Source organism: Ideonella sp. (assembly GCF_041914305.1).
Classification (GTDB): Bacteria; Pseudomonadota; Gammaproteobacteria; order Burkholderiales; family Burkholderiaceae_C; genus Ideonella.
The window spans coordinates 110322-134261 of record NZ_JAYSDQ010000001.1; the positions used below are offsets into that span (position 1 = coordinate 110322).

Here is a 23940-nt window from a genome sequence, read left to right on the forward strand (position 1 = left end):
GCGTCCTGCGCCAGCCCGTTCATTCCCCTGCACAACACGAAGGGCGTGGTCCTGGATCCGGGAAGCGGCCAACCTGTCGAAGGCGTGACGGTGGACATCGATTGCCGAAGGGGGAGCCTCATCAGCCTGGGAAACGTCTCAGTCGGTCGTATGAAGGCCGTCAGCGCGGCGGACGGAAGTTTTGTCCTGTCGCCGACGGACGTCCGCGACTGCCACCTGTTCTTCATCTTGGCCGGGAAGCCAGGCTTTCAATCCGTTGATCTGCCCCATCAGAACATCGACATACCCAGCCGCATCCTTGTCGTGAGCGATGCGGATGCTCGGAGGCGAGAACTCGCGAAAACGATCAGCGACTTGCACACGATTCCCGTGGACACCGCGGCACCCGAGAAGGTTTTCGACCCTGTGGGCCAGGATCCCCGCCGAGAATCTTCAGGCCTTCGGCCAGGAGGAGAGCTTCGGCGTCAGGCCGGCCGAGGCGATGGAGTACTGCCGAAAGATGCCGTGAGGCACCAGCATCAGATGCTGATCCGCAGCTTCTTCGCGTCCATCCAGCGCAGCACCGCCCACCAGAAGACGACCTGCACCAGAGCCCAGGCGTGCGAGGCGGCTTCAGGGCCGAAGCTGGGCACGAGCCAGGCGAAGCCGGCGTCGAACAGGTGGCCGTGCAGCGAGCGGCCCTGCCACTTCACGCCGTACATCAGGCAGACCATCACCATGCTGCCGGCGTAGGCGGTGATGGCGTTGACGCCGAAGCGGCGGCCGATCGGCGGTGCGCCGTGGCGATCGATCGCCGTGTGCAGCAGCACCAGCGCCAGCGCGGCCAGGCCGCCGGTGAAGAGCACGAAGGCCGGTGTCCACAAGGCCTTGTTCATCGGTTGCCACAGCAGGTGCAGTGCGACGCCGGCAAGAGCGGCCATGAGTCCGGCGATCACGATCGGCCGGAGCTCACGCCGGCGCAGCCAGTCGCCGCAGGCGGCGCCGAACAGCGTGGTGGCCAGAGCGCCCAGGGTGCTGAGCAGGCCCTCGGGCTCGTAGCCCAGGCCGGTGGCCGGGTCGTAGCGGTAGGCGAACGGGCCGAGCAGCGTGGCGTCCACCCGCGACGGCAGGCTGGTGTCGCGGCCGAGGTCGGCGCCGGCGTTCAACAGCAGGCCGTAACCCACCAGCAGCGCGGCCAGCAGGCCCCAACGCGCACGCGGCGACACGTGCAGGTACAGCCAGCCGACCCCGCCGAAGCAGATGGCGATGCGCTGCAATACGCCCAGCGGTCGCCAGTGGTGGCCGAAGCTGAAGGCGATCAGCGCGGCCAGCGCCCAGCCCAGCAGCACGATGCGCAACGCTCGGCCCCACCACGCGCGCTGCAGCGCGGCCAGGTCGCTGCCGGCATCGAGCTTCGGGCCACCGGCCAGCGCGAGCGCCACGCCGACGATGAACAGAAAGGTCGGAAACACCAGGTCGGTCGGCGTGCAGCCGTGCCACTCGGCATGCTCGAACGGCCACCACAGGTGCGACCAGTCGCCGGGATCGTTGACGAAGATCATCGCGGCGACCGTCAGGCCGCGCAGGGCGTCGACGCTGTCCAGGCGCTGCGGATTCGTGTTGCTCATCAGAAGTTGCAGGGGCTGGCCAGCGCAGGCTCGGCGGGTGGGACGGTGTCGCGGCGTGCCACGCCCGCCTGCCGCCACGCGGCGACCGCGGTGTCGACATCGGCCGGCGACAGCACCTCGTTGCGGGCGTGGAAGACCCAGTCCACGTCTTGCCGGTAGACACGCGGTGCGGCGCTGGGCGGCAACAGGCCGCCGGACGAGAACCACAGGTTGAAGCTGATCGCCATCGGCACGACCGGGTGGTTGCGGCCACTGTGCTCGGTGATCTGGCGGCCGTCGACGAACCAGCGGGTCACGCCGATCGGCGGCGGCAGCACCTGCATCACCAGCGTGTGCCAGCGGCCACCGAGCGGGCCGAACTCTTCGTGCGGCTGGTTGAAGGCCTGCCACGGGTCGAGCCGCACGGTCTGCCAGGTGATGCCGTACAGCCGCGTCTTGTCGCTGCCCCAGCCGCCGTTGGCCAGGTATTCCCAGTCCATCTCGCTGAACTGCGGGTCGTAGTCGAAGCGCAGCGGGCTGACCGCGTAGAAGGTCTGGATCACCGGGTCGCCGTCGGCGCCGGAGACCGGCTCGTCGGCGAAGCGCACGCGCGCCGCGTAGGTGCCGGCCAGGTACTTGCGCGCGTGGCACAGCTGGGCCTGCACGGTGCCGGCGCCGGTGCCATCGGTGCGGGCGTTCAGGCGCAGCAGCTGGTTGCCGGGCAGGGCTTCGTCGGGCGCGAGGCCGATCGCATCGGCGCGCCATTGGGCACCCTCGACACCCGGGTGGCCAGGGCCGTCGCGCAGCGTCCACCCGCCTTCCTTGGCCAACTGCTCGGTGCTGGCGTAGCCGAAGTCGTCGAAAAAGCGCTGGGGCTCGGCCGCACCGGCGTTGCCGGCGCTGAGCAGCACCGCACCGATCAGCCCGAGGCTGTACAGCGCGAGGCCGAGCAGTGCCGCGGCGTGGCGCGGCTTCATGCGGTGGCTTCGGCGGTGCCGGGGCTCGGCGAATCGGTGGCGGCCGTGGTGTCGCGCCCCGGCAGCCGCACGAAGAACATCAACACCAGCGCCGGCACGCCGCAGGCGATCGTCCAGAGGAAGAAACGCTCGTAGCCCATCGCGACCTGGATGTCGCCGCTGATCGTCTTCGAGAAGATGAAGCCCAGCTGCATCACGCCGGTGCCCAGCGCGTAGTGGGCCGTCTGGTACTTGCCGGGCGCCACCGCCTGCATCAGGTACAGGATCATGCCGACGAAGCCGAAGCCGTAGCCGAACATTTCCAGGCTGACCAGCGCGCCGATGGTCGACATCTCGGTCGGGCGCATCACGGCCAGCGCGTAGAAGGTCATGTTCGGCACCGCCATCGCGATGATCAGCACCGCCATCGCGCGCTTCAGGCCGAGCCAGGCGGTGAAGTAGCCGCCGAGCACGCTGCCGACGAGAAAGGCGAGCGTGCCCGCGCTGCCGTAGACCACGCCGACCTGCTCGGTCGTCAGGCCGAGGCCACCCTTTTCGCGCGGCTCGATCAGGAACAGCGGGCCGATCGTCTGCACCTGGCCTTCGGCGAAGCGGAACAGCACGATGAACAGGATCGCGAGCCAGATGCCGGGCTTTTGCAGGAAATCGGCGATCACCTCGCCCAGCGTCTTCATCACGCTGCTGGCCGACAGGTCGGCATGCTCGGTGTTCAGCGCACCAGGCAGGGCCCAGGCGTTGTAGGCGGCCAGCAGCCCGAGGACCACCGCCAGCATGGCGAAGATGGTCGACCAGGCCGGCGCCACGCCGATGCTCTTTTCGAGGTGGCCGGCCAGCACCAGCAGGCCACCCAGCGTGAGGAACTTCGAGGCGTTGAAGAACGCCCCTTGCCAGCCGGCGTAGGCCGCCTGCAGCTTCGGGCTCAGGCTGGCCATGTAGAGGCCATCGCAGGCGATGTCGTGCGTGGCCGAGGCATAGGCCAGCAGGAACAGCACGCCGATGCAGGCGGCAAAGTACACCGGCAACTGCAGCGCCACCGCCATCAATGCCAGCCCGGCGGCGCCGGTGAACTGCATCACCACGACGATCAGCTTCTTGCTCTTGGCCAGTTCGAGGAACGGGCTCCACAGCGGCTTGAAGGCCCAGGCCAGGCCGAGCACGCCGGTCCATCGGGCGATGCGGTCGTTCGGCTCGCCCATGTTCTTGAACATCAGGCCGGCGATCAGCATCACGACGAAGAACTGCAGGCCCTGCACGAAGTACAGGCTGGGCACCCAGGTCATCGGTGAGCGCTTCGGAGCCGCGGTGGCGTGGGTGTCGGTGGTCACGGTTGAACTCCGAAGGACGGCTGAAAAGAGGTCAGTGCAGTTTTCACGTCAAGCGTGCGGGGCCAGCGCCACCGGCGCCACGCCGTTGGCGCTCGCGCGGCCGGCAAGCCAATCGCGCAGCGCGGCCAGTGCGCCGTCGGCGTAGCCCCAGGTCACGACGGCCGGTGCGGCGATGTCGGCGATCTGGAAGGGATTCCACAACGCCAGGTGCAGATCGGGCCGCCAGCCGACCATCGACTCGCCATAACGCTTGCGGTGGTTGGACGCAAGGATGGTCTTGCGGCCGTCGCGCGGCAGCGTGGCGGGGTCGAAGTTCGGCAGGTCGGGCACGCGCAGCAGCTCGACATCGGCGTGCTCGGCGAACAGCGCGGCCACGTCATCGGCGGCCAGGCCGGCTTCGCTGACGCCGTCGGTGTCGACGCGGTCTTGCGTGACCACGCGCAGCGGCGTGGCGAGGCCGGGGGCGGTGGCACCGCCGAAGGCGCTCAAGCCGCGGGCCCAGATCGCGCGCATCAGCGTGTCGTCGTCGGTGCGTCGTGCGTCGGCGTAAGGGGCCGCGCCGGCCGGGTAGCGGCGGGCCAGCGTGTCCAGCCGCAGGCGCGAGGCTTGCATCGCGGCCGGGTCGAGTCGGCCGTCGCGCAGCGCTTCGCCCACCGCTTCGATCGCGGCGCGCTGGTCGGCGAGCGTGCCCTGCGCGAGCGCCATGTCGGCGCCGGCGGCGAGTGTGAGCACGGCGCCGCGGGCGTGGCCATAGCGGTCGAAGATGGCCTTCATCATCAGCGCGTCGCTGATCACCACGCCGCGGTAGCCGATGGTGTCGCGCAGCAGGCCGGTCAGCACGCGGCGCGACAAGGTGGCCGGGTGCTCGGCGTCGAGCTGCGGGTAGACGATGTGCGCGGTCATCAGCGCCGGCGCTTCGTCTTTCAGCGCGCGAAAAGGGATCAGCTCGAGCGCTTCGAGCTCGGCCAGGCTCTTGTCGACGGTGGGCAGCGCATGGTGCGAGTCGACATGCGTGTCGCCATGGCCGGGAAAGTGCTTGACGCAGCAGGCCACGCCTTCGGCCAGCGAGCCGCGCATCCAGGCGCCGGCCAACCGGGCGACGCGGTGCGGGTCGGCGCCGAAGCTGCGCTCGGCGATCACCGGGTTGGCCGGGTTGTTGTTCACGTCCAGCACCGGTGCGAAGTTCCAGTTGATGCCCAGGCCACGCAGCCCGCGCGCGACCGCGGCGCCGGTGCTTTCGGCCGCGGCTTCGGCCTGCGCCGTGTCTTCGATCGCGCCCAGCGCCATCGCGGCCGGTGCCTGCGGCAAGAAGGTGGCGCGGGCGACCGAGCCGCCTTCCTGGTCGATGCCGATCAGCGCCTGCGGGCCCAGCACCTCGCGCAGGTCCGACACCAGTCGCCGCACTTCGCTTTCCGTGCCCAGGTTCTTGCGGAACAGGCAGACGGCGCGGATGTGGTGCTCGCGCAGGAAGGCCGCGGTCTCCGCCGACAGCGCCTTGCCTTCGATGTCCACCATCACCAGGTGGCCGGGTTGCAACATGCTCATTTGGATCAGTGCGTCTTGGTGACTTTCGCCAAGTGGCGCGGTTGGTCCGGGTCCAGCCCACGCGCACGGGCCAGCGCCTCGACCATCGGGTAGAAGCTCTGCACCGCGGCGATCGGGTCCAGGTCTTCGTGCGCAGTCATGGCCAGCGGCAGCTCGGCACCGGGTGTGCCCAGCGGTGCGGCGAGCAGCACGCGCGCACCGCGGTCGCGCATCTCGGCCGCCAGTGCGATCAGCCCGGCCTGTGCCGGCCCGCGCGGCGCGAACACCAGCAGCGGGTAGCCCTCTTCGACCAGCGCCATCGGGCCGTGCTTGACCTCGGCGCCCGAGAAGGCTTCGGCCTGGATGTTGCAGGTCTCCTTGAACTTCAGCGCGGCTTCCATCGCGATCGCCAGGCCGGTGCCGCGGCCGATCACGAACAGGCGGTCGGCGCGGTGCAGGGCCTCGACGCCGCGCGTCCAGTCGCAGTCCAGCGCCTGGGCCATCGCCAGCGGCAAGCCTTGCAGTGCCGATTGCAGCGCCGGGTCTTCGCCCCAGCCGGCGACGATGCGCGCCCCGGCCACCAACTGCGCGATGTAGCTCTTGGTGGCGGCCACGCTGCGCTCGGGGCCGGCGTGCAGCGGCAACACCCATTCGGCGGCTTCGCCCAGCGGTGAGTCGGGCTGGTTGACGATCGCCACGGTGCGCGCGCCACCTGCGCGCAAGAAGCGCGTCGGCGAGACCAGGTCCGGGCTCTGGCCCGATTGCGAGAACGCCAGCGAGACCAGGCCCTCGCATTGCAGCTGCGATTGGTACAGCGTGACCACCGACATCGGCAGCGAGGTGACCAGCCGGCCCAGCCGCGCCATCACCAGGTAGGCCATGTAGTGCGCGGCGTGGTCCGAGCTGCCGCGGCCGATCGTCAGCACGCCCTCGGGCGGCGTCTCGCGCAGCAACCGGGTCAAGGCGGCGTAGGTGTCGGCGTCGGCGGCCAGCTGGCGCGCCACGGCCTGGGGCGCCTCGCGGCTTTCCTCAAGCATCCGGGTGGTCAAGGGTCTCTCCTTCGATGACGACGCGCGTCAGGTTCAATGCAGGGTCCATCACGACGATGTCGGCGACAGCCCCCGGGGCGAGCCGGCCGTGCTCGGCCAGGCCCAGGTAGTCGGCCGCGTAGGTGGACGTGCGGGCCGACGCCTCGGCCACGTCGAGGCCCAGGCCGACGAAGTTGCGCAGCGCCTGGTCCATCGTCAGCGCGCTGCCGGCGAGCGTGCCGTCTTCGAGCCGCACGCCGCCCAGGCACTTGAAGACCTTGTGGCGGCCCAGGCGGTATTCACCGTCGGGCATGCCGGTGGCGGCGGTCGAGTCGGTGACGCCGTAGAGCTTGGGGATCGCGCGCAGCGCGGCCTTCAGCGCACCGGGGTGCACGTGCAGCAGGTCGGGGATGATCTCCGAGTACTCGGCGTGGGCCAGTGCCGCACCGGCCATGCCGGGGTCGCGGTGGTGCAGGCCGGTCATCGCGTTGAACAGGTGCGTGAAGCCGGCGGCGCCGGCGTTCAATGCCGCGACGCCGTCTTCATAACAACCGGCGCTGTGGCCCAGCTGCACGCGGTAGCCCTCGCGCACCAGTTGCGCGATCAGCTCGATGTGGCCCTTCAGCTCCGGCGCCACGGTGATCAGGCGGATCGGCGCCAGCGCATGCAGCGCGCGCACTTCGTCGAGCGAGGCCTCCCGCGCGAAGTCGGGCTGCGCGCCGAGCTTGCCGGGGTTGATGTACGGCCCTTCGAGGTGCACGCCGAGCACGCGTGCGCTGTTGGCCGGCCGGCTGCGGCAGACCGGGCCTAACGCCTCGAATGCATGCAGGATGTCTTCGGCCGGCGCCGTCATCGTCGTCGCCAGCATCGAGGTCGTGCCGTGGCGGGCGTGGGTGCGGGCGATGTGGAACGCGGCTTCACCCGCGTCCATCGTGTCGTGGCCACCGCCACCGTGCACGTGCAGGTCGATGAAACCCGGCAGCACGATCGGCGCATCGCTTGCGCGCACCTCGGCCTCGTCGACCACGCGGCCATTGATCGCGACGATCCTGCCGTGCTCATGCTGCAGCTCGCCGAGCCGCCAGCCGAACGGCGTCAGGATCGCGCCTTGAATCGAATCTCTCATTCCAGTCCTAATCCGTTCCCAATCGTGGCGCTCCGCAGGAGCCGCCACCCTCCAAGTGGCGTGCGCGGGTCCCCTCGGGGGGCTGAGGCCGGACATGAACAGTCCTGAGGACTGTTCGTGCCTGCCTCAGGGCCGAGCCTCTGGCTCGGCGCGGCCTGCAAGGTAGCCCCCGGAAGGGGGCGTGGGGGCTCATGGCTCCCGTCGCATTTCGGCGACGAAGCCGTAGTACTCGCTGCGGCAGTACGACTGCGTCAGCTCGACCGGCTGGCCGGTTTCCAGATAGCCCACGCGGCTGATGTGCAGCACGGCCTGGCCGGTGGGCACGTTCAGGCGCTGGGCCAGCGTCGCATCGGCATTCAGCGCACGCAGGTGCTGCAAGGCTCGCACCGGCGCCTTGCCACTGTGTTCGAGATGGGCATAGAGCGAGGCCTCGACCGCGCCCGGGTCCGGCAGGATCTGCTCGGGCAGCACGCTGACCTCGTAGGCCATCACCACATCGTCGGCCAGGCGCAGCCGCTCGAGCCGCGCCACGCGGGCGCCGGTCGACAGGCCCAGCGTCAACTGCTCGTCGGGCGAGACGGCGGTCAAGGCGCGCTTGAGCCAGCGCGACGACGGCCGGAAGCCGCGCTGCTGCAGCTCTTCGGAGAAGCTCGTCAGCCGGGTCAAGGGTTGCTCCAGTTTCGGCGCGATGTAGTTGCCCGAGCCACGCTTGCGCACCACCAGGCCCTGGCCCACCAGCTGGTCGATCGCCTTGCGGGCGGTGACGCGCGACAGGCCCAGCGATTCGCTCAGCATGCGTTCCGACGGCAGCGCCTCGTCGGCCTGGTAGCGGCCGGCGCGGATGGCCTGGGCGATCTTCTGCGACAGCTGCACGTACAGCGGGACCGTGGTCCGCTCGTCGGGCCGCAGCTCGAAGGGCAAGCCGTTGATCATGGGGCCTCCGCCAGCTTCTTGCGCAGCAGGTGCAGCGCGCCGTCGGCGGCGTCACCCTGGGGGTCACGGCAGCGCGTGCGCAGCGAGGCTGGCAGGCGGCCTTGCAGGCGGCGCGCGACGCTGCCGCTGCACACCACCGGCAGCGTACCGGCGGCATCGAGCGCACGCACCAGTGCGGCCAACGACAGCACGGCGGCGTCGAGCAGCGCGGCGGCCTGCGCATCGGTCTTTTCGTGATCGAACACCAGCGGTGCCAGGCTCGCGTAGGCCGTCTGGTTGGCGCGGGCGCACCAGCCCAGCATCGTGTCGGCATCGGTGCCGGTGGCGGCGCACACCGCCCGCGACAAGGGCCCGGGGCTGGCGCGGCCGTCGAGCGTCTGCTGGGCCAGGCGCACCGCCTCGAAGCCGAGCCAGGCGCCGCCGCCTTCGTCGCCGATCGGGAAACCCCAGCCGCCGGCGATGCGGCGCAGGCCGTCGGCATGCCAGACCTCGGCCACGCTGCCGGTGCCGGCGATCAGCACCAGGCCGGGCTGGCCGCCGTGGGCGCCGACCAGCGCGGTGAAGCTGTCGGTGTCGACCACCAGTTCGGCAAAGCCGGGGTTGTGGGCCTTGAATTCGGCCGCTTGTTCGGGCGCATTGACGCCGGCCAGCCCAGCGGCCAGCGCGCAGTCTCGCCAGGCGGCGGTGGGCAGGCCGGCCAGGGCGAAAGCCTGCGTGACCGCCTGGATGATCTGCTGCCAGGCGCCGGTCACGCCATGCGACAGGCTGGACGGCCCGGCCTCGCCCTGGGCGAGGACCTGGCCGTTGGCGTTGCACAGCCGGGCCCGGGTGCCGGTGCCGCCGCCGTCAACGCCGATGAGGAAGCTCACAGTCACGAGGTGATTTCCTGCCGGTGGCAGTTCCAGTGAATTGGTCTGATACCAGTATAGTACCAGAGCTGACCGGGGTCAACGTGGTATTGCCTCCCCGGTTTGCCGATCCGTCGGCATCGGGAAAGTTGCCGGGGTATCTTGGTATTAATACCAATTAGAGACCATCGATGCCCACCGGCTGGCACCGGTTGTTCGGCGGTGTTCAGCAGGTATTCACGGGGTGTTCAGGTGCGCCAGATTCTGGGCGCCTCGCCGCGCAGGCCCCAGCCCAGCGTACGCCATTGCTCGCGCACCGCCCGCCACAGCGTGAACACCGGCTCGACGCGGTGGGCCAGCACCCGTGCGACGACCAGCCGCGCATCCAGCGCACTGACCCCGGCGTGGCCGGCCAGCGCCGGGTGCTCGGCGAAGCGGGCTCGGGCGCTGTCGAGCAGCGCGTCGCGCTGGGCGGTGCCCAATGGGCTGCCGCTGGCCCACCACAGCGTGGCCAGCACGCCGTGCCCGGCCAGCCCGAGGGGGGACTGCAGCAGCGCGGTGTCGGCGGCGGCGATGCGGCCCCGTTCGAGCCAGACGCCGGGCCATTCGAGCCGCTGCTCGACCACGCCGCTGTCGAAGGGCTCGCCCGCTGCGGGCAGGCCCAGCGCCAGCATGTCCCAGCCCAGTATCTGGGCGCCGGGGGCCAGCTCGAAGCGCAGCCGGTTGTGGGCCTGGCAGCCGCGGTAGGCGATGGTCTCCAGCGGCAGCCATTCGAGCCGCGCGCCGTCGGCCAGGCGGGCCGTCACCTGCTGCACGGCGGGCGCGCCGGTGCTGCGGTAAAAGCGCGCCGCACCCGGTGTCGTGAGCACGGCGTGGCTGCCGGGGGCGAGCTGCACGGTCACGTCGAGCTCGTCGCCGGCGACCAGCCCGCCGGGCGGGTGCACCAGCACGTGGTGGCAAATGCCCGGGCCCTCCGGGTACAGGCGCTGCAGCACCCGCAGCGGGCCTTCGTGAACGTCGTGCGAGACGGTGCGGTCGCCGTCGCGCCGGTAGTCGATGGCCAGGCGGCCGCGCCACCCGGCGGTGGCGTCAGCGGTGGGCCCGCCCGCGGCCAGCGTGGCGCTCATTCGAGCGCCATCGGCAGCGTGTCGACGGCGCGGCGCACCCATTGGCCGCGCGCCATGGTCGTCGCCAGGCCTTCGAGCCGCATGCGGCCCAGCACGCGCCGGCTGGAGCCGAAGGCCAGGCCGGTCGAGTTGCCGAAGGCGAAGTAGGTGCCGGTGTCGCTGCGCCAGTTCAGCCGCAGCGTGGCCCATTGGCCCTGGCGCTGGATGCGGCAGATGTCGCCGGCGGCCAGGCTGTCGAGCCAGGCCTCGCAGTCGCGCAGCGAGCGTTCGTCGGGGTTGTGCGCGTCCAGCGCGATCGGCACCGTGGCCAGCTCGTCGTGGCTGGGCCAGGCGTCGGGATCGGGCGTGGCGACCTCGTCGTGCTCGTCGAGCAGGGCGCTGAATTCGGTGTCGGGTGCGGGCCGCGGCCAGGTGGCCAGCGCCCGCGTCAGGTCCATCACATGCTGCTGCACGCGGTCGCCGGGCATGCGGGCGATCTTCAGCAGCCCGTCTTCGGCCTCCATGCGCAGGCAGTCCAGCTCGGCCCGGCTCAGCGGCGTGCGGCGGCGGTAGCTGCCGGCTTCGATCAGCGACTCGACCGCGCCGAGCACCCGCTGCGTGCCGGGTGCTTCTTCGCCTTGCTCGGCATAGGCCTTGACGACGACCTGCAGCCACGGCCCGAGCAGAAACTGCCGCACCTCGGCCAGCACCGGGTCGTCGCGCAGGCGGGCGGCCATCTGCGCCCGCATCACGGGCTCCAGGTCGTGCCGTGGGGGTTCGGCGGCTGTGGCGCCGAGCGGCAGTGGCGCGGTGCCCAGCTGCCAGCCACCGGTCGAGGTCTGGCTGCGTGCGCCGGTGTCGGCCACGTCGTGCGCTTCGGCCTCGGCCTCGGCCAGGGCCTGCGCGTAACGCTCGGCAGGCATCGGCTGGGCCGCGGCTTCGAGGCGGGCGATGATCGGCTCGAGCCGCAGGTGCAGCGGCAGCTGCAGGCTGCCCGGGGTCGCGTCGGTGTCGAGCTGGCCGAGCGCGGCCAGGCGATCGACCAGCCGCCACAACGGGTTGTCGACCGAATCGAGCAGGCGCTGGTCGGCCGCCACGCTGCGCGCCACCGGCGCCGCCAGCCGAGCCATCAGCGCCTGCATGCCGGTGCTCAGGCCCGCTTCGCCGGCCACCTGGGCCAGCAGCGCCGGGATCTGGCCGCTGGCAACGCCGACGCTGTGGCCGCCCGCGCCGGGGCCGCCTGGGCGGGCCCCGGCGGCCGGGCGGGCCTCGGGCTCGCGCCGGATCGTGTAGCGCGCCGGCTGCAGGCCCCAGTCGTTCAGCATCTCGGCGTGCTGCTGGTACAGGCCCGCCAGCGCGTGGGCCAGCGGGTCGGCCACGGTGCGCAGCGCGGCCAGGCGCACGGCGGGGTTGAGGCCGGCGCCGTGCAGGGTGGCGCACAGTGCGCCGACCACACGCGCCGGGCCGAGCGGCAGCGTGTCGTCGCGCGCCGCGCCGGCCACCGGGGGCGCGCTGGCCAGGCGGCTGCGCAGGTCACGCAAGGACCATTCGGCCGTACCCTCGATCGCCTGCACGGCGCGGGTCGATTCGATGTCTTCGTCGACGTCGTCGTCGGACATCAAGCCCAGGCCGCTGGGCACATTGAAGCCGCTGGCGAAGAACGGCATCGGTGCGCTGGCCGCCGGCGCCTTGGCCACCGGTTGCCACAGCTGGGTGGCCCAGGCGGTGGCGAGTTGCGGCAGCTCTTGCCGCGCCTGGCGCTGGGCCGGCGTGACCCAGATGCTGCCGCCGGCCGGCGCCGCACCCGCCTCGCGGCAGACCTGGGCCAGCAGCGCCGCGGCGTCGGCCTGGCATTGCGCGAGGTAACGCTGGTACAGCGTGGCGCTGGCGGCGGGCGCGGCGGGGGACGGGGCAGGGCTCATCGGCAGGCGGCGTGGGTCAACGCTCACAGGGTACTGCGGGGCACGCGCCGATTGTCACCGCCGGTGCGTTGCCCGCCTGTTGCCGGCCGCGCGCCCGGGTGTGCCGGCTTTCACGCCGCGCCTTCGGCCAGCAGGTCGGCCAGCGTGCGGGCGACGACCTGGGTCGCGCGGCGCAGGTCTTCGAGCAGCAGGTGTTCGTCGGCCCGCTTGGCATTGCTTTCGAGCACCGTGCGCGGCCCGGCGCCGTAGATGACCGCCGGCACGCCGGCCGCGCCGTACAGCCGCACATCGGTGTACAGCGGCGTGCCGCAGCAGGGGATCGGCTCACCGAAGATGGCCTGCGCGTGCTGCTGCACGGTGGCCGCCAGCTTCTCGTGGCCGGGCAGCGGTTTCAGCGAGCGGGCCAGCAGCAGCCGGCGCAGATCGGCCCGGATGCCGGGGCACTGTGCCACCGTCTCGGCGATCAGCGCACGCAGCTCGACCTCGACCTCGATCGCGTCTTCTTCCGGGATCATCCGGCGGTCCAGCTTCAGCACCACCTTGCCGGGCACGACGTTGGTGTTGCTGCCGCCTTCGATGCGGCCGACGTTGAGGTAAGGGTGGGTGATGCCCGGCACCTGCGAGCGGCGCAGGCGCAGCAGCGTGTTGTGCTCGTACAGCGCGGTCAGCAGCTTGTTGGCGGCCTGCAGCGCGTCGACCCCGGTCTCGGGGTAGGCCGCGTGCGAGGCCAGGCCGTGCAGCGTGACCTCCATCTGCAGGCAGCCGTTGTGGGCGGTGACCACCTGGTAGCTGAAGCCGGCGGCGATCAACAGGTCGGGCTTCGTCAGCTTGTGGCGCAGCAGCCAGCCCGGGCCCAGCTCGCCGCCGAACTCTTCGTCGTAGGTGAAGTGCAGCTCGATCGCGCCATGCAGCGTGGGTGCGACCGCGGCCAGGGCCCGCAGCGCGAAGGTGTAGGTCGCGAAATCGCTCTTGCTGACCGCCGCGGCGCGGCCGTAGAGCCGGCCTTTGTCGATCACCCCGCCATACGGTGGGTGGGCCCAGCCGTCGCCCGGCGGCACCACGTCGCCATGGGCGTTCAGTGCAATCGTGAGGCCGCCTTGGCCCAGCCGATGCCGCACCACCAGGTTGGTGATCGAGACCATGCCCTGGGCCTGCACTTCGGCCGCGGGCACCGGAAAGCGCTCGGCCTGCAGCCCCATCTCGGCCAGCAGCGCGGCGGTGCGCTCGGCGTGCGGCGCGTTGTCGCCTGGCGGCGTGTCGGTCGGCACCTGCACCAGGGCTTGCAGAAAGCGCACCTCCTCGTCGAAGTGGGTGTCGATCCAGGTGTCCAGGGCTTCGTGCACGTGGCTCATGCGAGTCCTTCCAGCAGTTGGCGAAAGGCGTCGAAGGCGAGCTGGGCGTCGTCGTCGGTCACGCTTTCGAGCGGGTTGTGGCTGATGCCGGAGTTGCCGCCGCGCACGAACAGCATCGCTTGCGGCATCACGTCGTGCAGCTTCATCGCGTCGTGGCCGGCGCCGCTGGGCAGGCGGTGCAGCGGCAGGCCGAGCGACTGCACCGCGGCCTCCCAGCGCGCCTGCCAGGCCGGGGCGCTGGGGGCGGCCGAGGCGCGCATGGTCTCGGTCAGGCGCCAGCGCAGGCCGCGCGCGTCGGCGATGCGTTGCAGCGCGCCGGTGACCTCGTCGGCCAGCGCGTCGCGTGCGGCGTCGGTGGGCGCGCGCAGGTCCAGGCTGAACTGGCAGCGGCCCGGCACCACATTGATCGAGCCGTTGGGCACGTTGAGCATGCCGACGGTGCCGACACGGTCCGGCTCGCGCCGCGCCGCGCGCTCGACCACCAGCGCCAGCTCGGCCACGGCCAATGCCGCGTCGTGCCGGCGGTCCATCGGCGTGGTGCCGGCATGGCTGGCGGTGCCGATCACCTCGCCGACGAAACGCCGGCTGCCATTGATCGAGGTGACGATGCCCAGCGGCAGATCCAGCTCGTTGAGCACCGGGCCCTGCTCGATGTGCACCTCGACGAAGCCGAGGTAACGCGTGGGGTCGCGTTGCTCGGCCGCGATGGCCTCGATCGTCGCGGGCAGCCTGGCGGCCCGCATGGCCTCGCGCAGGCCGATGCCGTCGGCGTCGACCTGGTCCAGCCAGGCGGGGGTGAAGCTGCCGGTCAACGCGCTGGAGCCGAGGAAGGTGGCAGCATAGCGCTGGCCTTCTTCTTCGGCAAAGGCCACGAGCTCGATGCCGTGCTTCAACCGGCGGCCGGCGAGGTGCAGCTCGCGCACGGCGATCAACGGCACGAAGATGCCGAGCCGGCCGTCGTATGGGCCGGCGTTGCGCACGGTGTCGTAGTGCGAACCTGTGAGCAGGCGCGGCGCGTGGGTGTCGCTGCCGTGGTAGATGCCGACCACGTTGCCCACCGCATCGACGCGCGTCTCGTCGAAGCCGCAGTCCTGCATCCAGCGCAGCAGCTGCACCTGGCAGGCCTGGTGCGCGTCGGTCAGGTAGGTCACCGTCAGCACCGCGTCGCCGCCCTCGCCGTGCACATCGCTGTGGCGGGCCAGCAGCTCGGCGCAGTCCCAGGCCTGGCGGCCTTGCAGCGGCACCACGCCGAACTTGTCGTTCAGCCGGATTTCGGCGATGCGGTGGATCTGGCGCAGGCACTCGGCGCGCTCGAAGGCCGGGGTGTTGTCGAGCCGGCGGGTGAAGGTCTCGATGATCTCGCGCCGGCTCAGCCCGATGCTGCGCGGCCCACGCACCGCGAGGATGAACGGGAAGCCGAACTTGCCGTTGTAGGCGGCGTTCAAACGCTGCAGCGTGTCGAACTCTTCGGGGCTGCAGTCGGTGAGGCCGGCGCGGTTTTGTTCACCGGTCGATTCGGTGGTCAGGCGCGAGCTGACCATCGCCTTGCCGGCCAGCTCGGGGTGGGCGCGGATCAGGCCGAGTTGGGCCTCGACCGGCGCTTCTCGCACCACGGTGGCCAGCGCATGCTTCAGCGCCGCCAGGCTGGCCAAGGGGCGCCGGGCCCAGGCCGCCTCGGCAATCCACGGCGAGTGTTCATAGACGCCGTCCAGCAACGCGGCGAATTCACGCGCCGTCGCGGCGGTGTTCAGGGTGGCCAGGCTCAGCATCCGCGTCATTCCCAGACAAAGGCGGTGTCGGCGTCGAAGGGGTGGGTGGCTTTCCAGTGGCGCGCGATGTCGATCCGCCGCGTGACCCAGACCCGGTCGTGCGCCTGCACGTGGTCGAGAAAACGCTGTAGCGCGCGCAGCCGCCCGGGCCGGCCGAGCAGGCGGCAGTGCATGCCGATGCTCATCATCGATGGGTGGTCGGCGCCCTCGGCATACAGCACATCGAAGCTGTCGCGCAGGTACTGGAAGAACTCGTCGCCGTGGCTGAAACCTTGCGGCAGCGCGAAGCGCATGTCGTTGCAGTCGAGCGTGTAGGGCACGACCAGGTGCGGCGCGAGCGCGCCGTCGCTCTTGCGCACCTGCAGCCAGAACGGCAGGTCGTCGCCGTAGTAGTCGCTGTCGTATTCGAGCCCACCGTGCTCGACGACCAGGCGGCGGGTGTTGGGGCTGTCGCGGCCGGTGTACCAGCCCAGCGGCGCATCACCGATCAGGCGCGTGGTGATCGCCAGGCCACGTTGCAGGTGCTCGCGCTCGATGTCTTCGTCGAGGTTCTGGTAGTGGATCCAGCGCCAGCCGTGGCAGGCGATCTCGTGGCCCAGCTCGACGAAGGCGGCGGTGACCTCGGGGCAACGCTCCAGCGCCATCGCCACGCCGAACACGGTCAGCGGCAGGCCGCGCCGCTCGAACTCGCGCAGCAACCGCCAGACGCCGACGCGCGAGCCGTATTCGTAGATGCTCTCCATGCTCAGGTGCCGCGCCGGGTAGCTGGCAGGGCTGGCCATCTCGGACAGGAACTGCTCGCTGCCGGCGTCGCCATGCAGCACCGAGTTCTCGCCGCCTTCTTCGTAGTTCAGCACGAACTGCATCGCGACGCGGGCCTGGCCCGGCCATTGCGCGTCGGGCGGGTGGCGGCCATGGCCGCGCAGGTCTCTGGGGTAGCTCATGCGCGCTTCTTCTTCGGTGGAGGAGCGGGCTGCAGCGCCGCGGCCAGATCGCCGCTGCGCGGGTGCAGCCGCAGGTTGCGTTCGACGCTGCCGAGGTGGCCGCTCATCAGCCTGGCGGCGGCGCGGGCGTCGCGCCGTGACAAGGCCTCGACGATGGCGACATGTTCGGCATGCGATTCTTCGGCCGAATGGGCCGACTGCATCATCAGCGAGACCAGCGACGAGCGCGAGAGCAGGTCGCTCATCAGCTCGGCCAGCACCTCGTTGCCCAGCAACTGGGCCAGCAGCACATGAAAGTCGGCCAGCAGCCGCGTGCGGCCGGGCACGTCGGTGCGCGCGACCGCTTCGGCCTCGTCGGCCAAGTGCGCGCGCAGGCGCGCCAGCTGCACCTCGGTGAGCTGGGCGCACAGCTGCTTGACCAGCCCGGCTTCGACCAGCGCGCGGGCCTCGAAGACCTGGCGCGCCTCTTCGGCGCTGGGCTGGCGCACGAACGCGCCGCGGCCCGGTTCGAGCACGATCAGCCGGTCGCGCGAGAGCTGGTTCAACGCCTGGCGCACGACGGTGCGCGAGACCTTGAAGATGTCGGCGATGCGCTGTTCGGCCAGCTTGGTGCCGGGCATCAGCCGGCGTTCGACGATCGCGGCGCTGACCGCGTCGACGATGCGGCGGGTGGTGGTCTGCGCGTCGGCATCGTCTGCCACGCGCACGGCGGCGCGGGCGGGGCGGATCACCTTCAGGCTGGGGCTGCGCGGGGCCATGGGGCAGGGTGGATCAAGCGGCGAGCTGGCGTCGAACGGCTTGCGGTGTATGCGAAAGTGTATACACTTTGCGGCCATCGCCACAACCGGCGGCCACTAGTGTCCTTTCCCACAAATAACTGCCATTGAGATTCGATCAGATGGTGATGATCGTGCGTTCGGACGGCTGGGCAGATACCCAGCGTATCTGCCCTGATGGCCGGGCGCGCGAGCGCGCCATCTGGTCGAACCCGAAGGGCGGGCCGAAATGGGGCGCTCGCAGCGCCGCCAAGCCGGGCAGATACCACCCGGTATCTGCCCGGCTCGTCGTCTCGCGATCATCCCCATTGCGGCCCGTCGCAACGGCAGCTATTTGCGGGAAAGGACACTAGCCCGCGCTGCCAACTTCGCCATGGGCCAGCTCACCACCCACGTGCTCGACACCATGCAGGGTCGACCCGCTGCCGGCATGGCGGTGGCGCTGTGGCGCACGGGCGAGCCGGCACCGCTGCGCGAACTGGTGTTGAACGCCGACGGCCGCGCCGACGGCCCGCTGCTGACCGGCCCGGCCTTCACGGCCGGCCGCTACCGTTTGGTGTTCGCAGTGGCCGACTACTTCCGCGCCCAGGGCGTCGCCTTGCCCGATCCGCCGTTCCTCGGCGACGTGGTGTTGGACTTCGGCATCGCCGACGCCGCCGCGCACTACCACGTGCCGCTGCTGGCGAGCCCCTGGTCCTATTCCACCTACCGCGGCTCATAGGGCACTGAATGGACGCGTACTGGCTCGACTGGGTCAACCTACTGCTGCGCTGGACCCATGTGATCACCGCGATCGCGTGGGTCGGCTCGTCGTTCTACTTCGTCTTTCTCGACGCGAGCCTGACACCGCCGAGCGACCCCGACGCCAAGGCCAAAGGCGTGGGCGGTGAGCTGTGGGCCGTGCACGGCGGCGGCTTCTATCACCCGCAGAAATACCCGACCGGGCCGAAGACGCTGCCCGACCACCTGCACTGGTTCTACTGGGAAAGCTACAGCACCTGGCTGACCGGCATCGCGCTGTTCACGGTGCTGTACTTGTTCAACGCCGGCCACTTCCTGGTCGACAAGACGGTGTTCGACTGGTCGCCCGCGGCGGCGGTGGGCGTGGCGCTCGGCTTTCTGGTCGTCTTCTGGCTGGCCTACGACGCGGCCTGCCGCTTGCTCGGCCAGGGGGCGCATGGCGACCGCAACGTCGGCCTCGCGGTGCTGCTGCTGGTGGCGCTGACGGCCTGGCTGGCTTGCCACTGGTTCGCCGGCCGCGCGGCCTTCTTGTTGACCGGCGCGGCGATCGCCACCGCGATGAGCGCCAACGTGTTCTTCTGGATCATCCCGGGCCAGCGCAAGGTGGTGGCGCAATTGCGCGCCGGCCAGCCGGTGGACCCGGTGCACGGCCAGCGCGGCAAGCAACGCAGCGTGCACAACACCTACTTCACGCTGCCGGTGCTGGTGGCGATGCTGTCCAACCACTACGGCTGGCTGGTGCAGGCCAGGCACAACTGGCTGGTGCTGCTGGTGCTGATGCTGGCCGGGGCGCTGATCCGCCACTTCTTTGTCGCGCGCCATGCCGCCAAGCGCCTGGGCACTGCACCGCCCTGGGGCACGGCGGCCACCGGCGTGCTGCTGCTGGTGGGCCTGGCCATAGCGCTGATGCCCGAGCGCGGCCCGGCCGCCGGCCAGGCGCCCGCGGCGGTGGGCTTCGTGCAGGTGCAGGCGGTGATCCAGCAGCGCTGCGTGCTGTGCCACAACGCGCAGGTGCAGAACAAGAACGTCGCGCTGCACACCGAGGCCCTGGTGCGCCAGCACGCCCAGGCGATCTACCAGCAGGCGGTGTTGCTCAGGCAGATGCCGCTGAACAACGCGACCCAGATCACCGAAGAAGAGCGGGCACTGATCCAGCGCTGGTACGACGCCGGGCAGCCCTGACACCATCGGCCGGCGCTTCGACGCCACGCCACCGCCCGGGCCGATCACTTCTGCCCCCAGTTCATCAACTTATTGTGTGGGCCGCCCCCGTGTCCTGGGGATAGTGCCGATGTCCTGAACGGCGGACCATCCTTCGCTTGATCGAGCCTTTCTAAAGGCCGCTGGAGGGTGTTTTTGATGAACCGCAAGGCAACAGGCCTGGCTCCGCGCCGGCCAGCACGCGCTGGTCGCGTGGCGGCGTGGTCGTGGCTGTTGGCCGCCGCGGCCCTGCTCAACGCCTGCGGCGGTGGCGAAGACGACAGCGCTGAAGCGCGCAACGCTGGCGTGCAGCGGGCCGAGCAGGCTGAAGCGGCGCCGGTGCAGGCGGCTGCCACCACCCCCCGCAGCCGCGCGCTCGGCCTGCCGGACGGCACCAACATCCCGGCCGACGCGGCACAGAAGGGCGTGTTCTCGCCGCTGTACAACTGGCCGCTGATCGCGATCCATGCGGTGCTGCTGCCCGATGGCCGGGTGATGAGCTACGGCACCAAGCAAGACGGCCAGCAGACCGGCTACTTCGTCTACGACGTGTGGGACAGCACCCAGGCGCCCGACGCAGGCCACCTGACGCTGCCCAACCTGACGGCCACCGACCTGTTCTGCAGCTCGCAGGTGCTGGTGCCGCTGAACGGCAACGGCGCGGCGCCGCAGGTCGTGATCTCCAACGGCGACAACTGGGTCGGCGACAGCACCACCAACACCGGCAACAGCCGCAGCAGCATCTTCGACCCGCAGTCCAACACGCTGACCCGCGGTGCCGACACCCGCGTCGCGCGCTGGTACGCCAGCTCGACGGTGCTGCAGAACGGCGAGGTCTACCTGCAGGGCGGCTGGGGCGGCACCGACCACCCCGAGGTGCGCGGCGCCGACGGCAGCTACCGCCTGCTCGCCACCGACACCAGCGGGCTCGACTTCTACTACCCGCGCAACTTCGTCGCGCCGGACGGCCGGGTCTTCGGCTTCGACACCTTCGGCCACATGTACTACGTCGACACCGCCAGCGGTGTGCTGACGATGGCCGGGCAGATCGGCGACGGCATCATCGGCGCCGACGCGACCGCGGCGATGTTCCGGCCCGGCCGCATCTTGCAGCTCGGCGGCTTCTCGAACAAGTCGATCGTGATCGACATCAACGGCCAGGCGCCGGTGCTGTCGGGCATGGTCACGATGTCGTCGCAGCGCCGGCTGGCCACCGCCACCGTGCTGCCCGATGGCCGTGTGCTCGCGACCGGCGGCAGCCCGGTCTGGAACGACGCCAGCAACGCCGCCCTCAACGCCGAGATCTGGAACCCGCAGACCGGCCAGTGGACGCTGGGCGCGGCCGGCGCGGTGCCGCGGCTGTACCACTCGACCGCCTTGCTGCTGCCCGACGCCACGGTGCTGGTGGCCGGCGGCGGGGCGCCGGGCCCGCTGAGCAACCTGAACGCCGAGATCTACCAGCCGCCGTACCTCTTCACCGCCGACGGCCAGGCCGCGCCCCGCCCAGCCATCACCGCGGTGCCCGACTACCTGCAGGTCGGCAAGACGATCTCGATCGACGTGCAAAGCAGCAGCGCGATCAGCCGCGTGGTGCTGATCAAGACCGGCTCCGTCACGCACGGCTGGAACATGGACCAGCGGTTTCTCGAGCTGCCGTTCCGCAGCGAGGGCAACCGCCTCTACGCCCAGGCGCCCACGCACGCGGCCGAGGTGCCGCCGGGCTACTACATGCTGTTCGTGCTCGATGCCGCTGGCGTGCCGTCGACCGCGCGCATCCTCAACCTCGGTGTGGCGGCCAACCCCAACCCCAACGTGACGCCGGCGCTGGCGTCGCCCGGCAACCAGAGCAGCAGCCTGGGCGCGTCGGTGGACCTGGCGCTCAGCGCCAGCGACCCCAACGGCGATGTGCTGCACTACAGCGCCGCCGGCCTGCCGCCGGGCCTGGCGATCGACACCGACACCGGCCGCATCACCGGCAGCCCGACGGCGACCGGCAGCTTCGATGTCACGCTGGCGGTGAGCGACGGCTACAACAACGCCAGTGTCCACGTGGTGTGGGATGTCAGCGGCAGCGTGCCCTTGCTGCTCGAATCGTTGCTGCCGCCCGGCCTGGCGGTCAGCGGCAGCCAGCTCGACGTGGTCGCCGCGGCCAGCGGCTACCAGGTCCAGTTCAAGTGGAATTTCGGCGACGGCACGGCCGAGACGGCGTGGTCTGCCGATGGCCACGCGAGCCACGTCTACGACCACGCGGGGGTCTTCAACGTCACCGTCACGGTGCGCGACGGTACCGGCCGCCAACTGAGCCAGGGCTTCGTGCAGCGGGTGCAGCTGCCGGTCAGCGGCGCACAGCCGGCATCGTCGACCGGCCTGCTGGTCGAAGTGCCGGCCGGCGGCAGCCCGCGGCTGTGGGTCGTCAACCCCGACAGCGACAGCGTCAGCGTCTTCGATGCAGCCAGCCGCAACAAGCTGGCCGAGATCGCCGTGGGCGCCTCGCCGCGAGCGCTGGCCCGCGCGGCCGATGGGCGCCTCTGGGTCACCAACCAGCGCGGCGCCAGCGTCAGCGTGATCGACCCGTCCACGCTCGGCGTGATCGCCACGCTGATGATGCCGCGCGCGTCGCAGCCGCAAGGCATCGTGATGTCACCCACCGGGGCGCAGGCCTTTGTCAGCCTGTCGGCGACCGGGCAGCTGATGCGGCTGGACACCGGCAGCTTCGCGCAGACCGGCCTGCTGGCGCTGGGGCCGCAGCCCGGCGGCTTGGCGATCAGCGGCGATGGCGCCAGCGTCTACGTCTCGCGCTTCGTCAGTGCGCCGCTGCCGGGCGAAGCCACCGCCACCGTTGCGCCCACGCCGGCCAACGGCGGCGAGGTCTGGGTCGTCAATGCGTCGGCGATGAGCCTGGCGAAGACGATCGTGCTGCAGCACAGCGACAAGCCCGATTTCGAGAACCAGGGGCGGGGCCTGCCGAACTACCTGGGCGCGCCAGCGCTGAGCCCCGACGGCAGCCAGGCCTTCGTGCCGTCCAAGCAAGACAACGTGGCGCGCGGCCAGCAGCGCGACGGCCTGCCGCTGAACTTCCAGAACACCATGCGGGCGATCAGCTCGCGCATCGTGCTGGCCAGCCAGCAGGAAGACCTGGCCGGCCGCATCGACCATGACAACGCCGGCCTGGCCAGCGCCGCGCTGTTCGACCCCAGCGGCGTGCTGCTGTTCGTCGCGCTCGAAACGAGTCGCGAGGTGGCCTTGCTCGACGCCCATTCGCGCCAGCAGCTGCTGCGGCTGAACGTGGGCCGCGCGCCGCGCGGGCTGGCGCTGTCGCCCGATGGCTTGACGCTGTTCGTCAGCAACTACATGGACCGGTCGATCGACGCCTTCGGCCTGCGCCCGCTGCTGCAACAGGGCCAGCTCAGCGTGCCGCCGCTCGCGGCGGCCGTGGCCAGCGTCGCCAACGAGCCGCTGTCGCCGCAGGTGCTGCTGGGCAAGCAGCTGTTCCACGATGCGCGCGACCCGCGCCTGGCGCGCGACGGCTACATCAGCTGCGCCGCCTGCCACCACGACGGCGGCAGCGACGGCCGCGTCTGGGACCTGAGCGACGCCGGCGAAGGCCTGCGCAACACCATCAACCTGCGCGGCCGTGCGGCGATGGGCCAAGGCCTGATGCACTGGAGCGGCAACTTCGACGAGCTGCAGGACTTCGAAGGCCAGATCCGGCGCCTGGCCGGTGGCACGGGCCTGATGAGCGACGCGGCCTACTTTGCCGGCACCCGCAGCCAGCCGCTGGGCGACTCGAAGGCCGGCCTCAGCGCCGACCTCGACGCGCTGGCCGCGTATGTCAGCTCACTCTCGGCGTTCGATGCCAGCCCGAACCGCCCGGCCAACGGTGCGCTGAGCAGCGCCGCCCTGGCCGGCAAGGCCGTGTTCAAGACGCAGAACTGCGCGCTGTGCCACGGTGGCGCGGGCTTCACCAACTCGGCGACGATGGGCCTGGTCGACATCGGCACCTTGAAGCCCACCAGCGGCCAACGCCTGGGCGGGCCGCTGACCGGCATCGACATCCCGACGCTGCGCGACGTGTGGGCCAGCGCACCCTACCTGCACGATGGATCGGCGCCGACCCTGGAGGCGGCGGTGGCGGCCCACAGCGGCGTGGTGCTGAACACCGCTGACCTGAACAACCTGGTCGCCTACCTGCGCGAGATCGGCAGCGAAGAAACGGCCGCGCCGGCGCCCGGCACCGGGCTGCAAGGCCAGTACTTCAACAACAAGAAGCTGACCGGCACGCCGGTGCTGACGCGCGTCGAAGCGGTGGACTTCGACTGGGGCACCGCCGCGCCGGGCCCCGGCGTGCACAGCGACCTGTTCTCGGCCCGCTGGACCGGCACGCTCGAGGTGCCGACGACCGGCAACTACTTCTTCCAGACCACGTCGGACGACGGCGTTCGGCTGTGGGTCAACGGCGTCAAGCTGATCGCCAACTGGACCACCCACACCACGACCACCAACACCTCGAAGAAGATCGCGCTGACCGCCGGCCAGCGCGTGGCGGTGACGCTGGAGTATTTCGACAACAGCGGCCCGGCCGAGATTCACCTGCGCTGGAAGCCGCCGGGGGCCCCGACCTACGTCGCCGTCCCCGCCGACAAGCTGTACGCCAACTGACCGGTTAGCAACTCCCACCGTGGAACCGGTTGCGCGGGCAACCGGCGCCACGATCTGTGCACAAGCGCACACGCAACCCCCTGAAACAAGGGGGCTGTGCATGTAACCGGCCTGCCGACAATCA

Annotated in this window: 18 protein-coding genes; 3 read left to right on the top strand and 15 right to left on the bottom strand. The window is 70.8% G+C overall.

Annotated elements, in window-relative coordinates:
* Positions 1-138: 138 nt before the first annotated feature.
* The 15 genes from ACE3SG_RS00490 to ACE3SG_RS00560 all read right to left on the bottom strand — a co-directional run bounded on the left by ACE3SG_RS00490 (position 139) and on the right by ACE3SG_RS00560 (position 17198).
* Positions 139-360, bottom strand: a complete 222-nt coding sequence (locus tag ACE3SG_RS00490) for a hypothetical protein (RefSeq protein ID WP_374561892.1) — start codon at positions 358-360, stop codon at positions 139-141.
* Positions 361-518: 158 nt separating this feature from the next.
* The gene (locus tag ACE3SG_RS00495) at positions 519-1607 is read right to left on the bottom strand and encodes an acyltransferase family protein (protein WP_374561893.1); all 1089 of its coding nucleotides are present in this window, start codon (positions 1605-1607) and stop codon (positions 519-521) included.
* Positions 1607-2563: a glycoside hydrolase family 16 protein gene (locus tag ACE3SG_RS00500; RefSeq protein WP_374561895.1), complete on the bottom strand. Its 957-nt coding sequence runs from the start codon at positions 2561-2563 to the stop codon at positions 1607-1609. Before ACE3SG_RS00500 ends, ACE3SG_RS00495 begins: the two co-directional genes overlap by 1 nt.
* Entirely contained in the window at positions 2560-3888 is a 1329-nt protein-coding gene (locus tag ACE3SG_RS00505; RefSeq protein ID WP_374561896.1) for an MFS transporter, read from the bottom strand. Before ACE3SG_RS00505 ends, ACE3SG_RS00500 begins: the two co-directional genes overlap by 4 nt.
* A 48-nt stretch (positions 3889-3936) precedes the next feature.
* Positions 3937-5433 carry a beta-N-acetylhexosaminidase gene (gene nagZ / locus ACE3SG_RS00510; RefSeq protein ID WP_374561898.1) on the bottom strand — a complete coding sequence of 499 codons (1497 nt, stop codon included), beginning with the start codon at positions 5431-5433 and terminating at the stop codon, positions 3937-3939.
* 5 nt (positions 5434-5438) lie between these two features.
* A complete protein-coding gene (locus ACE3SG_RS00515) occupies positions 5439-6449 on the bottom strand; it encodes an SIS domain-containing protein (RefSeq protein ID WP_374562440.1) in 1011 nt (336 codons plus the stop codon).
* Positions 6442-7566 carry an N-acetylglucosamine-6-phosphate deacetylase gene (gene nagA / locus ACE3SG_RS00520; RefSeq protein WP_374561899.1) on the bottom strand — a complete coding sequence of 375 codons (1125 nt, stop codon included), beginning with the start codon at positions 7564-7566 and terminating at the stop codon, positions 6442-6444. The genes ACE3SG_RS00515 and nagA overlap by 8 nt, the downstream gene beginning before the upstream one ends.
* A 189-nt stretch (positions 7567-7755) precedes the next feature.
* On the bottom strand, positions 7756-8499 hold the full coding sequence (locus ACE3SG_RS00525) for a GntR family transcriptional regulator (protein ID WP_374561901.1): 744 nt from the start codon (positions 8497-8499) through the stop codon (positions 7756-7758).
* Positions 8496-9374 (bottom strand): BadF/BadG/BcrA/BcrD ATPase family protein, encoded by an 879-nt coding sequence (locus ACE3SG_RS00530; protein WP_374561903.1) that lies wholly within the window; start codon positions 9372-9374, stop codon positions 8496-8498. Before ACE3SG_RS00530 ends, ACE3SG_RS00525 begins: the two co-directional genes overlap by 4 nt.
* A gap of 221 nt (positions 9375-9595) precedes the next feature.
* Positions 9596-10474 carry an urease accessory protein UreD gene (locus tag ACE3SG_RS00535; RefSeq protein WP_374561905.1) on the bottom strand — a complete coding sequence of 293 codons (879 nt, stop codon included), beginning with the start codon at positions 10472-10474 and terminating at the stop codon, positions 9596-9598.
* Positions 10471-12375, bottom strand: coding sequence for a DUF1631 family protein (locus ACE3SG_RS00540; RefSeq protein ID WP_374561907.1), 1905 nt, complete (start codon positions 12373-12375; stop codon positions 10471-10473). The genes ACE3SG_RS00535 and ACE3SG_RS00540 overlap by 4 nt, the downstream gene beginning before the upstream one ends.
* Positions 12376-12485: 110 nt before the next feature.
* Entirely contained in the window at positions 12486-13727 is a 1242-nt protein-coding gene (locus tag ACE3SG_RS00545) for a M20/M25/M40 family metallo-hydrolase (protein ID WP_374561909.1), read from the bottom strand.
* Complete coding sequence (gene uraD / locus ACE3SG_RS00550; protein WP_374561911.1) at positions 13724-15496, bottom strand: 2-oxo-4-hydroxy-4-carboxy-5-ureidoimidazoline decarboxylase; 1773 nt, start codon at positions 15494-15496, stop codon at positions 13724-13726. Before uraD ends, ACE3SG_RS00545 begins: the two co-directional genes overlap by 4 nt.
* 5 nt (positions 15497-15501) lie before the next feature.
* Complete coding sequence (gene puuE, locus ACE3SG_RS00555) at positions 15502-16440, bottom strand: allantoinase PuuE (protein WP_374561912.1); 939 nt, start codon at positions 16438-16440, stop codon at positions 15502-15504.
* The gene (locus tag ACE3SG_RS00560) at positions 16437-17198 is read right to left on the bottom strand and encodes a GntR family transcriptional regulator (RefSeq protein WP_374561913.1); all 762 of its coding nucleotides are present in this window, start codon (positions 17196-17198) and stop codon (positions 16437-16439) included. The genes puuE and ACE3SG_RS00560 overlap by 4 nt, the downstream gene beginning before the upstream one ends.
* A 391-nt stretch (positions 17199-17589) precedes the next feature.
* Between ACE3SG_RS00560 and uraH the strand changes: the two genes are divergently transcribed.
* The 3 genes from uraH to ACE3SG_RS00575 all read left to right on the top strand — a co-directional run bounded on the left by uraH (position 17590) and on the right by ACE3SG_RS00575 (position 23816).
* Positions 17590-17937: a hydroxyisourate hydrolase gene (gene uraH, locus ACE3SG_RS00565; RefSeq protein ID WP_374561914.1), complete on the top strand. Its 348-nt coding sequence runs from the start codon at positions 17590-17592 to the stop codon at positions 17935-17937.
* 8 nt (positions 17938-17945) lie between these two features.
* Complete coding sequence (locus ACE3SG_RS00570) at positions 17946-19139, top strand: urate hydroxylase PuuD (protein WP_374561916.1); 1194 nt, start codon at positions 17946-17948, stop codon at positions 19137-19139.
* 177 nt (positions 19140-19316) lie between these two features.
* On the top strand, positions 19317-23816 hold the full coding sequence (locus ACE3SG_RS00575) for a PA14 domain-containing protein (protein ID WP_374561917.1): 4500 nt from the start codon (positions 19317-19319) through the stop codon (positions 23814-23816).
* Positions 23817-23940: the final 124 nt, after the last annotated feature.